This window comes from Vibrio tritonius, from assembly GCF_001547935.1.
Taxonomy (GTDB): domain Bacteria; phylum Pseudomonadota; class Gammaproteobacteria; order Enterobacterales; family Vibrionaceae; genus Vibrio; species Vibrio tritonius.
This window is the reverse complement of record NZ_AP014636.1, coordinates 957,956-973,204: the sequence shown is the minus strand read 5'-3', so window position 1 is coordinate 973,204 and position 15,249 is coordinate 957,956. Positions and strand designations below refer to the sequence as shown.

The 15,249-nt window shown below is 47.0% G+C and carries 14 protein-coding genes; 10 read left to right on the top strand and 4 right to left on the bottom strand.

The genetic code is table 11. From position 1 onward, the window contains the following. The first annotated feature begins 88 nt into the window (after positions 1 to 88). Positions 89 to 1,117, top strand: coding sequence for a S1 family peptidase (locus JCM16456_RS19605; protein WP_082712388.1), 1,029 nt, complete (start codon positions 89 to 91; stop codon positions 1,115 to 1,117). A gap of 210 nt (positions 1,118 to 1,327) precedes the next feature. On the opposite strand, the gene JCM16456_RS19600 is transcribed toward JCM16456_RS19605, so the two are convergent. The 4 genes from JCM16456_RS19600 to JCM16456_RS19585 form a co-directional block, all read right to left on the bottom strand. Continuing rightward, entirely contained in the window at positions 1,328 to 2,752 is a 1,425-nt protein-coding gene (locus JCM16456_RS19600; protein WP_068717680.1) for a nucleobase:cation symporter-2 family protein, read from the bottom strand. 291 nt (positions 2,753 to 3,043) lie between these two features. Next, on the bottom strand, positions 3,044 to 3,973 hold the full coding sequence (gene puuE / locus JCM16456_RS19595) for an allantoinase PuuE (RefSeq protein ID WP_068717678.1): 930 nt from the start codon (positions 3,971 to 3,973) through the stop codon (positions 3,044 to 3,046). Positions 3,974 to 4,062: 89 nt separating this feature from the next. Beyond that, entirely contained in the window at positions 4,063 to 4,797 is a 735-nt protein-coding gene (locus JCM16456_RS19590) for an aspartate/glutamate racemase family protein (protein WP_068717676.1), read from the bottom strand. A gap of 39 nt (positions 4,798 to 4,836) precedes the next feature. After that, the gene (locus tag JCM16456_RS19585; RefSeq protein WP_068717674.1) at positions 4,837 to 5,508 is read right to left on the bottom strand and encodes a GntR family transcriptional regulator; all 672 of its coding nucleotides are present in this window, start codon (positions 5,506 to 5,508) and stop codon (positions 4,837 to 4,839) included. A gap of 312 nt (positions 5,509 to 5,820) precedes the next feature. Here JCM16456_RS19585 and JCM16456_RS19580 point away from each other — a divergent pair, with 312 nt between their 5' ends. From JCM16456_RS19580 to JCM16456_RS19540, 9 genes are all read left to right on the top strand, one after another. Beyond that, entirely contained in the window at positions 5,821 to 7,278 is a 1,458-nt protein-coding gene (locus tag JCM16456_RS19580) for an NCS1 family nucleobase:cation symporter-1 (protein ID WP_082712387.1), read from the top strand. Between the two features lie 325 nt (positions 7,279 to 7,603). Next, on the top strand, positions 7,604 to 8,395 hold the full coding sequence (locus JCM16456_RS19575) for a transporter substrate-binding domain-containing protein (RefSeq protein WP_068717672.1): 792 nt from the start codon (positions 7,604 to 7,606) through the stop codon (positions 8,393 to 8,395). 17 nt (positions 8,396 to 8,412) lie between these two features. Further along, positions 8,413 to 9,081, top strand: coding sequence for an amino acid ABC transporter permease (locus tag JCM16456_RS19570; protein ID WP_068717670.1), 669 nt, complete (start codon positions 8,413 to 8,415; stop codon positions 9,079 to 9,081). A 12-nt stretch (positions 9,082 to 9,093) separates the two neighbouring features. Further along, positions 9,094 to 9,744 (top strand): amino acid ABC transporter permease, encoded by a 651-nt coding sequence (locus JCM16456_RS19565; protein ID WP_068717668.1) that lies wholly within the window; start codon positions 9,094 to 9,096, stop codon positions 9,742 to 9,744. Continuing rightward, on the top strand, positions 9,731 to 10,459 hold the full coding sequence (locus JCM16456_RS19560; protein ID WP_068717666.1) for an amino acid ABC transporter ATP-binding protein: 729 nt from the start codon (positions 9,731 to 9,733) through the stop codon (positions 10,457 to 10,459). Before JCM16456_RS19565 ends, JCM16456_RS19560 begins: the two co-directional genes overlap by 14 nt. A gap of 18 nt (positions 10,460 to 10,477) precedes the next feature. Continuing rightward, the gene (locus tag JCM16456_RS19555) at positions 10,478 to 11,293 is read left to right on the top strand and encodes a MurR/RpiR family transcriptional regulator (RefSeq protein WP_068717664.1); all 816 of its coding nucleotides are present in this window, start codon (positions 10,478 to 10,480) and stop codon (positions 11,291 to 11,293) included. Between the two features lie 52 nt (positions 11,294 to 11,345). Further along, on the top strand, positions 11,346 to 12,350 hold the full coding sequence (locus JCM16456_RS19550; protein ID WP_068717662.1) for a bile acid:sodium symporter family protein: 1,005 nt from the start codon (positions 11,346 to 11,348) through the stop codon (positions 12,348 to 12,350). Between the two features lie 121 nt (positions 12,351 to 12,471). Then, positions 12,472 to 13,689, top strand: a complete 1,218-nt coding sequence (locus JCM16456_RS19545; RefSeq protein WP_068717661.1) for an amidase family protein — start codon at positions 12,472 to 12,474, stop codon at positions 13,687 to 13,689. After that, complete coding sequence (locus JCM16456_RS19540) at positions 13,679 to 15,247, top strand: gamma-glutamyltransferase family protein (RefSeq protein WP_068717658.1); 1,569 nt, start codon at positions 13,679 to 13,681, stop codon at positions 15,245 to 15,247. The genes JCM16456_RS19545 and JCM16456_RS19540 overlap by 11 nt, the downstream gene beginning before the upstream one ends. Positions 15,248 to 15,249 lie beyond the last annotated feature (2 nt).

Sequence of the window (15,249 nt, the reverse complement as noted above, 5' to 3'; positions counted from 1 at the left end):
TACAGAACAAACACGATTACAGCGGATTGGATAACTGACGACGACTTCGCAGTAATGAGGGTATTTGGTTAACCAATGGAACATATTGATGAGAAGAGTTTTTCTGTCCTTAGCGCTTTTAATGTCAAGTGTGGGGGCGTCCGCTGTAGACCTGTCTACTTACTTAACGAATGGCTCTCAAACAACCATATCGGCGTATCCTGATTTCGTTTCTCTGTTTTACTATCGAGAGTACTCAACGGGGTATGTTACGGGGATGTATTGTGGCGGTACGATGATCGATGCCACTCATGTGCTCACCGCTGCTCACTGTGTTACCGATGAAAACAGTGAGCCTAATGAAGGATATATACTCTATACGGTGGTGGCACAGGTCGATGAATTGTCGGATTTTCCCAATAACGCCACCTATGTGCGCGCTAAGTCCGTGTACTATCCAGATAACTATGAATACTCTTCAACTAGCTTGTGGCCAAATGATATCGCGATAATTACTCTTGAATCGGAATTAAATGTGAGTAATTACGCGAATTTACCTACTCAAGCATATGAAGGGTATCGCGGTACATCCGATGTTTTTACTGCGGTTGGCCATGGGAAAACGTCAACAAACAGCAGCTCTAGTAATTATCTTCTCTCTGCAGAAATGGATTATGTGCCAAATAGTACGTGTGCTTCAGATTTAGCGAATATCCAAGATACGCAGCTTTGTTTTGCGGGCGTATCATCTGGCAGTTCTAGCAGTCTTACCACCGGTGTGTGCTCTGGAGATTCTGGTGGCCCAATCTACGATTCTACTGAAAGCAACCTGCAAATCGGAATTACGAGTTTTGGTCCGTCGACATGTGGCGTTGGATTAACCAATAGTGGTGTGACAGGGGTATTTACTGAGGTGTCAGATTATGCCGATTGGATCGATAATGTCGTCAATGGTTTGGTTACCGCTAAATACACAGCAACCAATGCTAAGCGCATAGCATACACTGGAACCACGGGCTATTATTCGGAAGATGATAGTAATGTTGCCACCACATCCTCTTCAGGCGGTGGCGGTGTGGGGTTGAATTTATTGTTTTTGCTGGGAATGTTGGGGTTAGCGCGGCGAATTGCTGCATAACATACTCATGGTCATTATGGATAAAAACGGTCTACTTCTGTAGACCGTTTTACGTTTGAAGAGGGGGGTGGAGATGGCGCGTGGCTAAACTTTAAATTTTTGGTGAGTGTCCTCGTAAGAAGATTAAAAAGTGACTGTCTAGTCAAACAAAAGGGGCTTTGGCTAGCCCCTTGAGATTGGTGATATAACGGTGTGTGTCCCGTTAAAGAATTAGCTGTTTTGCACCAATGAAGTATTGGCTTCTTGAGATTCTTCTGTGGTTGATGCTGTCTCATTAGGGCGTTTCATGATGATGCTCATGACGATAGCAGCAAGGCCACTGGTGGTGACAGGAGAACCAAACACGCTTTGGATGATGGATGGCATGTTTTTCATGATGTCCGGCACGAGCATAACGCCGAGACCGAGGCCAAATGAGACGGCTAATATCATCAGATTACGACGATCAAGGTGCTCTTGTGCGATTATTTTGATTCCTGCTGCGGCGACTGTCCCGAACATAACCAAGGTAGCGCCACCAATGACAGGTTTGGGAATGGTGGTTAAAACGCCGCCAATGATGGGGAATAGGCCAAGTACCACCAAAATCAAACCGACAAAGTAACCGACATAACGACTCGCGATACCGGTTAAGTGAATTACGCTGTTGTTTTGGCTAAATGTGGTGTTAGGAAAGGTGTTAAATACCGCGGCTAACATGGAGTTAAATCCATCCCCCAAGATCCCTGCCTGAATACGTTTAAAGTAGGCAGGGCCAGATACCGGCTGCTTGGTAATCAAACAGTTAGCGGTTAAATCGCCGGTCGATTCAATGGCGGTGATGGTGTAGATAACAGCTATTGGTAGGAAAGCGACCCAATCAAAATCGAACCCGTATTTAAACGGAATTGGGATAGAGAACAGCGGTTGGTTGAATGCATTGGCAAAATTCACCATCCCCATCATGGCTGCGATGATGTAACCCACCACCATACCAATTAAAATGGCTGACAGCCGCACCATCAAACTTTCTGCGCGATATAGAGCAATGATCACCGCCAGTACAATGGCCCCTAGAATGAGATTATGCCATTGACCAAAATCGGCCGATCCCATTCCGCCAGCAAGGTCGGTCATCCCCACTTTTATGAGAGAAATACCAATGGTTGTTACCACTATGCCGGTCACTACAGGGGTGACAATACGGTGCAATTTACCAATAAACTGCGAGAGCACCATTTCGATAAAAGCCCCCACAAAGCAGACACCGAATATCATGGCTAAAATCCCATCGGGTCCGGCGCCCCGTGATTTGGCAATAAACCCTGCGGCTAATACTGAACCAAGAAAAGCAAAGCTGGTGCCTTGCACGCAAATCATGCCAGCACCGATAGGTCCAAATCGTTTGGCTTGAATATACGTACCGACACCGGAGACGATCAGCGACATACTGATGAGATAAGGGACATTGTCGCCAAGGCCTAATACACTGCCGATGATTAATGTTGGGGTGATAATGCCGACAAAGCTTGCCAGCACATGTTGAAAACCGGCGTAGAGTGCGGGACCTACAGCGGGTTTATCGTCTAACGCATAGATAAGCTCTGATGTTTCAGAACTCCCTTTAGGTTGAGTAACTTTTTGTTGAGCGGACATAATGATACTTCCTTGTATACAATATTGTTGACATTGTTTTATTTAAGATTGCAAGGGCTATGCCACTTTGGCTTAACCAATTGGTCAAGTAGAATCAGGGGCTTGGTCGCAAGTAGAGGTCGAGCGACTAGCCTAAAATGGCTCTTTTGGTGCAATTAGGTGCATTTATGGGCAGGATTGGCTACTTCGGCTCAATGTGCCTCAATAAACAAAAAAGAGCCGCCATGCGGAAGGGGGTCATAGCGGCTTAAAAACAGCATCTTTGTTTAGCAATGTGATTAGCGTTGAGAACTAAGGTGCTGGGTGGGTCTCAATCCAATGCCTTGCTATCTGCTCTCGAGTAGTAATCCACACATCTTGATGAGACTCGACATAATCAAGAAACTTCTTCAGTGCCATAAAGCGGCTTGGTTTACCCAACATACGACAGTGCATCCCAATCGACATCATTTTGGGTTTGGTCGCGCCTTCTTCGTACAGACAGTCAAAACTGTCTTTTAGATATTGATAGAACTCCTCGCCGTGGCTAAAGCCGTAAGGGGAGGCAAAGCGCATATCGTTAGTATCTAAGGTGTATGGAATCACCAAATGTTGGCGGGTTTGCTCTGGATGATTTGCCGGTGAAACAGGCATCCAGAACGGTAAGTCATCACCATAATAATCAGAGTCATACAGCAGGCAATCTTGCTCTGCAACCAATTGACGGGTACGTGGGGAATCGCGTCCGGTATACCAACCAATCGGTTTTTTACCGAGTAACTGTTCCATTAATGTGAGCGCCTGCACCATATGTTCTCGCTCTTGTTCGAGTGGCATATTTTGGTAATGAATCCATTTCAGGCCATGACAAACCACGTCGTAGTTGGCTTCTTTAATCGCTTGCACTACCTCTGGGTTACGCTGTAACGCTGTGGCAATGCCAAAAACAGTTAAGGGTAAATCACGTCGACGAAACTCATTAAGAATGCGCCATACACCGGCACGGGAGCCGTATTCGTACAGCGATTCCATGCTCATATGGCGATCTTTAAACGCTTCCGCACCGTACATTTCTGACAGGAACGTTTCAGCGTGTTCATCACCGTGCAACACGCAGTTCTCGCCACCTTCTTCATAGTTCAAGACAAATTGCACGGCGATGCGCGCGTTATTAGGCCATTGTGCATCGGGCACATTATTGCGGCCATAACCGATATAGTCGCGTGGGTTAGTTGTTTGCATAGGACTTCCTTATTCTATATGCGTGGCAATGGGAGCAGATTATTAGCAATAAGCGATAAATGCTTATGAGATAAGCGGTAAACGAAAGCTTATTCGGCTCCCCAGTGCTGATAACGTCCGATAAATGGTTTAACTTGACGAGGACGATAAGAGCCAATTTTTGAGGTTTTCAAACCAAGCTGGACTAGTGATTCCGCGAGTTTTACGGCAGCGGTAACACCATCAATCACGGGTATCTGCAAATCCTGTTGTAAACGCGCTGCGATATCCGCCATACCAGCGCAGCCCAAGACAATCGCTTCGGCTTTATCGACCAAAAGCGCTTGGCGACACTCTGCAAGGAGAGTGTGGTAAATCGCATCGCTGATCTGCTCTAGAATGAGCACGGGAATATCGGTCGCGCGCACGTTAACACAATGATCCTCGAAACCGTATTTATGCAGCAATGAATGCGCGGTATTGATGGTGCTCGACATGGTGGTCACCACACTAAAGCGGTGGCTGACCAGTGTTGCCATATGAAATGCGGCTTCTGCAATACCGATCACCGGAGCGGTTGCCAATTCGCGCGCCGCGTCTAACGCTGGATCGCCAAAGCAAGCAATAATGTGCGCATCAACCTGCTGCTCGACACCCGCTGCAATCTCATCCATCAAGGCGGCTGAGGCAATCACATCGTCAAAGGCCGATTCAATGCTTGCAGGGCCATGTTTTGGCGACGAGGCGATAATGTGTGTGTCCGCCAACGCCACTTGCTGCGCAGCGCTGGCGATTTTGTCTGTCATTCCTTGGCAGGTATTGGGATTGATCACTTGTATACGCATAGAGACTCCTTTTCTATCCGATATGGGGTTGGCTGAAAGTCAGTCGATGTTAGCGAAAAGTTGATGAAAATCGACCTGTCCATCTTGCTGTCCGTTGAGTTGGATAGAGGCCTTAATGTGTTCGAGATGATGTTGCATCCAGTGCTGAGCTTGCGGTAACTGTTTGTTATCAATCAAATCGATTAACTGCTTGTGATCGCCACAGTCACAACTGACACTGGCTTTACTGCCATAGGCAGCAATCACTAAGGATGAGCGATAACAAAGCTGCTCAATAAATTCGGCGAGAATCTGGTTATTACCCAAATAGGCCAATTCGTAGTGGAACTGAGCGGTGAGACGAATCGATTTCGCCATATCGTGTTCTTGATCGGCGATTTTTTCCTGCTCAACCATTTTACGAAATAGGGTAGAGTGTTTTTTACTCCAGTTCTCCATCACAGCAGGAAGCAATAGCGGCTCAAGCAAAATCCGACTATTTAACACCTCTTCTGCCTCTTGGCAGGTCGGGCGATTCACATGAGCGCCTTTATTGGGCTCAATGATCACAAAGCGCTCAAGCGCTAGGCGTTGCAATACTTTACGAATCCCGGTGCGACTGACGCCGAACGCTTCTGACAGTTTATCTTCCGGTAGGCGTTCACCAGGTGGAAGCTGATGTTCCACAATCGCTTTTAGTATTTTCTGATAGATTTTCTCGTCACTTGACATGGCAGCACTCGTTATTCTGTTTTTTAGTGTTGTATACAATTACCTCGGTATTTTTGTACAAGCAATATGTATACCACCATTATGCGCTCTGATAAGCCTTGATGAATGTGCCGTGCGACACAATAACCTCAATTTAACTAGGCTATTGCTGCACAATTTTAATTCAGTGACGTTCGTGATTGGTGCGTTTGGTATCAGTTCTATAGGGCAAATATTTCGCCAAGTCCCAGCCTGGTTACTATTTCATCGCTTGGCATGCTCCTTGAATAGTTTGTATTTAGTATTGTATACAATCATGTAAGGAATAAGACGATGAAAAAGGATTTTCCAGTCAGTGCCCGATTAAGTAATGATGACTTGTTGCCTGATAAGGAACAGAAATGGGGTTGGTATAGCATCTTCGCATTTTGGATGTCAGATATTCATAGTGTGGGTGGTTATGTGTTCGCGGCGAGCCTTTTTGCCTTGGGGCTTAACGGTATTGAAGTCTTTATCAGTTTGTTGGTCGGGATTTCGGTGGTGATGGTGTTTGCCAATTTAATGGGTAAACCTGGTCAACAGGCTGGTGCGCCTTTTCCTGTGATTGCGCGAATGTCATTTGGTGTCTTCGGCGCTAACATTCCTGCAATTATTCGCGGGTTGATAGCGGTGGTGTGGTATGGCATCCAAACGTATTTGGCATCTAGCTCGTTTATCATTTTGTTGCTCTACTTTTTCCCAAGCATGGGGAGCCTTGCACATCAAACGTTTATCGGACTCTCTTATCTAGGGTGGGTAGGATTTTTATCGATGTGGCTGCTGCAAGCGGTGGTCTTTATGTTTGGCATGGACATGATCAAAAAAGTGATTGATTGGTCTGGCCCTGCGATTTATATTGCGATGTTCTTGCTGTGCCTCTATATGATTGAACGCGCAGGTTGGGATGCCATTCATTTTAACCTAAGCAGCAAGGCGCTTTCGTTAGGCGATACCTTAGTGCAAATGTTTGTCGCTGCGGCCTTAGTTGCGGGTTACTTTGCCGGACCTACATTGAACTTCAGTGATTTCTCTCGTTACTGCGGCAGCTATCGCAAACTCAAAATTGGTAACTGGCTTGGGCTGCCACTGAACTTTGTGGTGTTCTCGGCATTTAGCGTGATTATTGTGTCAGCGTCGATTCCTGTGTTTGGCGAGATGATTACCGATCCAGTGGAAACTGTGCGTCGTTTAGACAGTGGTTTGATCACGGTTCTTGGCGCGCTAACCTTTATTTTTGCGACCGTCGGTATCAATATCGTGGCTAACTTTGTTGCACCTGCTTTTGACTTTTCCCATGTCTCCCCACAAAAAATCAGTTTCAAACTGGGTGGTATGATTGCCGCCGTTGGCTCGGTGCTACTCACACCATGGAATCTATTCAACAATCCAGAAGTGATTCACTACACCGTCGATGTGTTGGGAGCGCTGATTGGTCCTTTGTACGGCATTATCATTGTCGATTACTACCTGATTAAAAAAGGCAAAATCGATGTTGCTTCACTCTATACCGAAGCCAAAGAGGGTTTGTACTGGTATCAAAATGGCATCAACATGAAAAGTGTTTATGCGCTAATTGGTGCTGGGCTGGTGGCGATTGTAGCGACATTTTTTGTGCCCGTATTAGCGAACTACGCACTCTTTATCGGTGGAGGTACGGCGTCTGTCCTGTATCGTTATCTGATGGAAGCGTCACTTTCTATCAGCAGTGAAGTCAACTCTGAAGTAGCTAAACCTGAATTTGAACAGGTGTAAAAATGGGAAACTCTGAACGCTGATAGGCCGTTTTTCGGTGTGTGTCCCCGTTATTATGGCTCGTGTGTTGCGAGCCATTTTTGATCCAATGGGTTTTAAACGCGTAGTTTAGCGCGAGTTTGATAATGAAACGATTGCACCAAAACGATCAAATTGTGCACCAATAGTTTCCTAAAATGGTTCATTTGTTACAAACGAACCAGTCATAGAACCCACTGAATCCATAGTAAACAATAGGTTATGTGTTAACTGTAAAAATGGCACAGTCGTTGCTGTACATAAGTAAACTGGTTCAATCGTTTCAATACTATAAGGAAATGGATACATGCGATTAGGGAAGCATTTTACAGCAGCAGCGATGTTACTTGGGCTTATGCTCGGTGGAGCAACAGCACAAGCCAACCAGCTTGAGCAAGTGGAGAAAGCAGGGGTACTGAAAGTTGCCGTACCGCAAGATTTTCCACCGTTTGGTTCGATCGGCACAGACATGCAGCCACATGGTTACGATATTGATATGGCCGCTTATTTGGCGAAATCAATGCACGTCAAATTGCAATTGGTGCCAGTAACCAGTGCCAACCGAATTCCTTACCTGCAAACAGGCAAAGTGGATTTGGTGATCTCCAGTATGGGCAAAAACCCAGAGCGTTCAAAAGTGATCGATTTTAGTGATGCGTATGCACCATTCTATTTAGGTGTGTTTGGCAGTGATAGTGAGCAAGTAAAAGACGCTGCAGAGCTGAGTGGAAAAACCATCGCCGTTACTCGCGGTTCGGTAGAAGATTTGGAACTGAGCAAAATCGCGCCCAAAGATACTACGATAAAACGCTTTGAAGATAACAACTCAACCTTGGCTTCCTATTTATCAGGTCAAGTGAGTTTGGTCGCAACGGGTAACTTAGTGGTGACAGAAATTGCGAATCGTTACCCAGGCAAGGCACCCAAAACCAAATTCATGTTGAAAAACTCACCATGTTTTGTCGGTTTGATGAAAAACGAACCGGAGCTGCGAACCAAGGTCAATACCTTGATTAAACAAGCTAAACAGCAAGGTGTGTTAGAAGGCTTCTCTGAAAAATGGCTCAAAGCGCCATTCCCAGCAGACCTAGGCGCATAAATCGATAGGGTGACGAGATGAATTACCACCTAAATTTCTCGGGGCTCACTCCATACCTGCCACAATTTGTGGCAGGTTTATCCACGACGGTTGAACTCACCGCTATTTCAACTGTGGGGGGATTGCTGCTCGGGACGCTGTGTGCGTGGGTTAAAACCAGTCAACTTACACCACTTAGATGGTTGTGTTCTGTCTATATCGAAGTGATTCGTAACACGCCATTTATTGTTCAGCTGTTTTTTATTTTCTTTGGCTTGCCAGCTTTGGGCGTTAAGTTAAGTGCGTGGGAGGCTGGGTTGATTGCCATGGTAGTAAACCTTGGTGCGTACAGCGCAGAAATCATTCGCTCTGGCATTGATGCGACGCCGAAAGGTCAATGGGAGGCAGGGCAAACTCTCGGCTTAACACGCTTGCAGATTTTTACTCGCATCGTGTTACCACCAGCGCTGCAAAGGGTTTACCCCTCCTTGGTCAGCCAATGCATTATCGTGATGCTCGGCTCAGCAGTGGTATCACAAATATCGGTGGAGGATTTGACCTTTGCCGCCAACTTTATTCAGTCCCGCAGCTTTTTGAGTTTTGAATCGTACATTGTCACCGCGATTATCTATCTCGTTTTGGCGATTTTAATGCGCCAGCTGTTTGCGCTCTTGAAGCGCCGACTGTTTAAGAACCCATCCCTATAGGAGTGCAATACCATGATGCAATTTACGGATTGGGATATCTTGCGCGCCTTATTGATGGCGGCGCGTTGGACTATTGCTTTGTCGCTGATTGCTTTTGTTGGTGGCGGGATCATTGGTTTGATCTTGACCCTGCTGCGCAGCAGTCGCAATCTCTCTTTGGATAAAGCGATTCAACTTTATGTGGAATTGTTCCAAGGTACACCGCTTTTGATGCAATTGTTCTTATGCTTTTTTGGTTTGTCACTGATTGGCATCGATGTTGGGGCTTGGACTGCGGCAATATTGGCGTTAACTCTCTATAGTAGCGCCTATTTTCACGATATTTGGCGCGGATGTATTAGCGCTTTGCCAAAAGGTCAGTGGGAAGCGTGCCGCACATTGGGTTTAACCTATTTTGACACCATGCGGTATGTGATTGGTCCGCAAGCGGCTCAACTGGCGATTGCCCCAACGGTTGGATTTTCAGTACAAATCGTTAAAGGGACTGCGCTGGCATCCATTATCGGTTTTGTGGAATTAACCAAAGCGGGCACCATGCTCAACAATGCCACCTTCCAGCCATTTAAAGTGTTTGCGCTGGTCGCTTTACTCTATTTCGTTATCTGCTTTCCGCTGTCTGCGTTGGCTCGTCATCTGGAGAAACGTCATCATGTCCGTCGTTAGTGTAGAAAAAGTCCATAAATACTATGGCGAAAACCATGTGTTAAAAGGCATTGATCTCAAGATCGGCCAAGGTGAAGTGGTGTCGATCATTGGCCGCAGTGGCTCAGGCAAGAGTACGTTATTACGCTGTATGAATGGTCTGGAGGACTATCAGCAAGGCGCGATCATTGTCGATAGCCAAGCAGTGGAAAATGACGATTATAAACTGCGTCTACTGAGTCGCAGCGTTGGGATGGTGTTTCAAAGTTTCAATTTGTTTCCGCACATGACAGTGGGCGAGAACGTGATGCTCGCGCCGAAGCTGGTATTGAAAAAATCCGCAAGCGAATGCGAAGTGATGGCGCGTGAATTACTGGCAAAAGTCGGGTTAGCGGATAAATTCGATGCTTTCCCAGCCAACCTTTCTGGTGGTCAGCAGCAGCGTGTGGCGATAGCCCGTTCACTTGCTATGTCACCGAAGGTTTTATTATGTGATGAAATTACGTCAGCGCTCGATCCGGAATTGGTCGGCGAGGTGCTTAAAGTACTTGAGCAGTTAAAACAAGAGGGGATGACCTTGATTTTGGTGACCCATGAGATGAATTTTGCTCGGGAAGTAGGCGATCGGGTGGTGTTTATGAATCAAGGCAAAGTTTGGGAGCAAGGAAAGAGCGACACTTTGTTTGCTAATCCACAAACGCCAGAATTGCAGAGTTTTCTGGCTGCGGTGCGATAAACAAGAAAAGGATGACTCATGACCAATCAACACTCACTCAATGACCGGATTACCGAGCACTATGATCGCTTAACTCAAAGTAGTCGCCGTGTTGCCGAGTATCTTCAAGGCAATCCAGAGAAAATTTTGATGCTCTCTACTGGTGAAATTGCCGATGCTTGCCAAGTATCTAAAACCAGTGTCAGTCGGTTTATCCGCCAACTTGGGTATGACGACCACGTAGCACTGCGTCAAGAGTTGATGACTGAGCGGGAGAAAGGGACTCCGATCCTCACCACCACGATTGAAGATCCTTCTATCCGCCATGAAATGACCGCCCTTGAGCAGTTGTGGAATCAGTTAGCCGTAATGGATACTAAACCTCTGATTGATAGCATGATTAATGCTAAACGAGTCGTTGTGATTGGTTATCGAAACAGTTACCCTTTGGCTATGCATTTTCGCCAGCAATTGATGCAATGCCGCGATAATGTCTCGTTATTACCACTGCCTGGGCAGACCCTAGGCGAAGACATCAGTATGCTCAATGATGATGACTTTGTGATTCTAATGGGCATTCGTCGCCGGGTAGAGCACTTCGGTCGTTTGGTGGAATTTCTGCAAGGAAAGCCGAGTTTGCTCATCACTGATCAATCGGGCCAGCAATACGCCAACAAATTTGAGCACGTATTGATTTGTCATATGAACAATCAAGCGCCGCTCGACAGCTATGCGGTTCCGATGAGTTTGATCTCCTATTTGGTCAATAAGGTGTATCGCCAACTGGGCAGCAATGCGGTGAAACAGAGCCGCAATATCAGTCACAGTTACGCTGCGCTTCGCGAAGTGGAATAGTGGCTTATCCCAAAGTACTTATCTTAAAGTAAAGACAGTAGAAAAATAACGTATGAGCGTATTAGCAAAAATAAAAAAAGAGTGGTTTTTGGCCAGTATGGTAGTGGCGATAGGACTTGCTGTTATCACCCCAAACTTAGGTAAAAGTGACGGTGTGCTACACCTTAATATTGTGACTGAATTTGGTATCGCCATTGTCTTCTTCTTACATGGTTTGGGCATGTCGCCTAAAGCCATTAAAGCGGGGTTGGCCAACTGGAAGCTGCACGTTTATGTGCAACTAGCGACTTTCGTCGTTTACCCATTGCTATGGGTTATCTTTGGTAGCAGCTTCTTAAAATTCATGCCCGCTGCACTGGCATTCGGTTTTTGTTATCTGTTCTCTTTGCCAAGTACGATCTCTTCTTCGGTTACGATGACCAGCGTGGGTAAAGGCAACGTTCCGGGCGCGATTTTTAATGCCTCGTTATCGACCATTTTAGGTGTGTTTATTACCCCAGCCTTGATTCAAGCCTTTATGGGTTTGCAAGGTGTGCAATTAGATTTGATGGGTTCAGTAATTTCGATTGCGAAAATGCTATTGATCCCGATGATCGTGGGTCAGTTACTGCGTCCTTATCTCTCTGATTGGGCAACGCGCCACAAAGCCATCGTCGGTAAAGTGGATAAATACGTCATCATCTTGATTGTTTATAACGCGTTTTGTGATTCAGTGAACAACGGCATTTGGTCGCAGTTCTCACTAGAACTCCTCGCCAGCTCAATTGTTATCTGTTTCATCGTGTTGATGATCATGGTGCATGGCATTCAATGGGGCGCACGCAAAGTGGGTTTTGTTCTGCCTGATGAAGTTGCAGCGGTGTTCTGCGGTACGAAGAAAACCCTTGCTGCAGGTATTCCAATGGCTAAAGTGATCTTCGGCGCCGATCCTAATTTGGGGATGTTACTGCTGCCTATCATGCTGTATCACCCAATGCAGATTTTTTACTGCGCCATATTGGCTAACCGCTATGCCAAACAAGCGGAACAAAAGCCGGCTCAAGCGGTGACTGAGTAACACCAATTAAAGAGGGCGACTACAAGGATTGACAGTCGCCCTGTATAACTCGCTTGGCTCGCGAATAAGCAAACCAAGCGCGTTATGAAGAGAATACAAAATTTCTAATAAGGATATTTAAATGAGTATGGATACTCGCATTTTCTGCCCCCAAGGCCCAGAGCGCCTCGCTCCCACAGGTGAAGGAGTGCTCTCTGGCTTCAACTTTGTATTTAAAGATCTGTTTGATGTTGAAGGTTACGTCACGGGTGCTGGTAACCCGACCTGGCTAACAACCCATCTTCCCGCAAGCCGCACCTCTCCTTTAATTGAACGCTTACTTTTCCAAGGTGCTGAATGCGTTGGTCGAGTACAAACCGATGAACTCGCCTATAGCCTAAACGGGCAAAATCATCATTATGGAACGCCAATTAACCCCATTGCGCCTGATTCGATTCCGGGTGGGTCATCCAGCGGCAGTGCTGTGTGTGTATCTGGGGGCATCTGTGATTTTTCTATCGGGACAGACACTGGCGGCTCGATACGCGTTCCCGCCAGTTACAACAATATCTATGGATTGCGTCCAACTCTTGGCTCACTTGATTTGTGCGCGGCGTTTGAACTGGCAAAAAGTTTTGATACCGCAGGGATATTGGCAATCAGCTTGCCGCTCCTGAAACGTGTTTATGAAGTGCTGAGTCAGCAAACGTTAGCCAGCACACCTTGCTCTGCGCTCTATCTGGATGAGGCCTTTGTTCCTTTTCTGGGGGAAGAGCGCTTAGCACGTTTAGAGCAGTGGTGCGATCTCTCTTCAACCACGCTGCTACGAGGCTCGCGCTTGGCTGAGTTAGGCTATGACTTTAGCCAAATGAGTTTGCTGTTTCGCACCTTACAAGGTTTTGAAATCATCTGCGAACATGGTCAATGGTTAGAGCAGCATGGTGATTCTCTCGATCCCGCCATTGGCGAGCGAGTTTCATGGGCGCGCACGATTACAAAAGACGATTACCAAAACGCGCAGCGAGAACAGTTGCGTTTACGTGAAACCTTGAGTCAATTAATGGCGCAAGCGTCGCAAACGCAAGTGTTGAAAACATCAGCGGCTCTGTGGGTGTTACCGACCACGCCGGGAGCGCCGCCTAAATTGGATATGCCTGCTCAGGCACTGGCAGAGTATCGCAGTGAATTAATGGGATTAACCGCATTGGCGGGCTTGGCTGGATTGCCACAACTGCACCTGCCGATGGGCGGGTTAAGCTTTGGACCCGCAGGTATTTCGCTAATTGGACAAGCTCACCAAGAAGGCGCTGTCATCGCCACTGGAATGAAACTGGTTGGGGAGGTAGATGATGTCGCATAACAAAAGCGCGTTTACCGCACCTCACCGTGAAGCCGCATTAGCAGGCCAAGCTATTTTGGACGCAGGCGGCACCGCCTGTGAAGCGATGGTGGCTGCAGCTGCCATGATTGCAGTGCAGTATCCGCACATGAATGGTTTAGGGGGCGATGGCTTTTGGATCATCAGTAAAAAGGGCGAAAAACCGGTTGCGATTGATGCTTGTGGCGCCGCCGCGTTAGGCGCCAACATCGACGATTACCGCCGTTTAGGCGATGAAATGCCCGATTCTGGCGGAAAAGCTGCGGTGACAATGGCCGGTACCGTCGACGGCTGGCAAAAAGCGCTCGAGTACAATCATTCAGATTTGCCGCTGAGCACGCTGTTTCAACCCGCAATAAACAGTGCGACAAATGGCATTACCGTGACAGAAAGTATGGCGTTTGCTAGCCACAAAACCTATGCGCGGCTGCAAGCCTATGGTCCATTTAATGATCTCTATTTGATCAATGGACTGCCGCTGTCAGCAGGCGAAACCATCGTTAACCCCGCCTTGGCGATGACGCTAAACCGACTCGCGCAATCGGGACTCGATGACTTTTATCGCGGCGAATTAGCCCAAGAAATGGCGAGAGAACTGCAACAGGCGGGTAGCCCACTCACTATTGAAGATTTTTATGGTTATCAAGCCGAGTGGGTCGACCCGCTCACAGTGAAGACCAGCCGTGGTCAGCTTTATAACTTTGACGCACCAACGCAAGGTGTGGCATCACTGCTGATATTGGCGATTTACGATCGCTTGGTGAAGCCTAATGATACAGAACAGGATCACTTGCATCTGTTGGTGGAAGCGACTAAACAGGCCTTTATTATTCGTGACCAAGTGGTGTGCGATCGCCAGTTTCTCACCAAGCCGCTCAATGAATACCTGACTGATGAGGTCATAGACAACGCTTGTCGCCAAATCCAACGGCAAAAGGCGTTGCCATGGCCGCATGTAGCAAAAGTGGGCGACACCATCTGGATGGGCGCTTGTGATAAAGAGGGCACCATGGTCAGCTTTATCCAAAGTGTGTATTGGGAATTTGGTAGCGGTGTGGTGCTACCCACCAGTGGTATTGTATGGAACTGCCGCGGCAAAAGTTTCTCTTTAAACCCTCATCACCACAATGCGTTAGTTGGTGGAAAAAAGCCGTTTCACACCTTAAACCCTGCGTATGCGGAATTAGCCGATGGCCGCCGCATGGTTTACGGCACGATGGGCGGTGAAGGGCAACCTCAAACTCAAGCGTGCTTATTTAGCCGCTATCTCTATCAAGACTTTGATTTACAAAAAGCCATCGCCGCACCGCGCTGGTTACTTGGGCGTACTTGGGGTGATAGCACTCACAGCTTACGTTTAGAACAAAGTCTTTATCAACAACATGCAGAGCTGCTTAGCCATTTAGGGCATCAAGTGACTTTTGTACCGGACAACAACGAACTTATGGGACACGCTGGGGCTGTGGTACTCGATTTGAATGGCGCGATTGATGCGTCGAGCGACCCGCGCAGTGATGGCACTTTTACTCTTGGAGAATAACA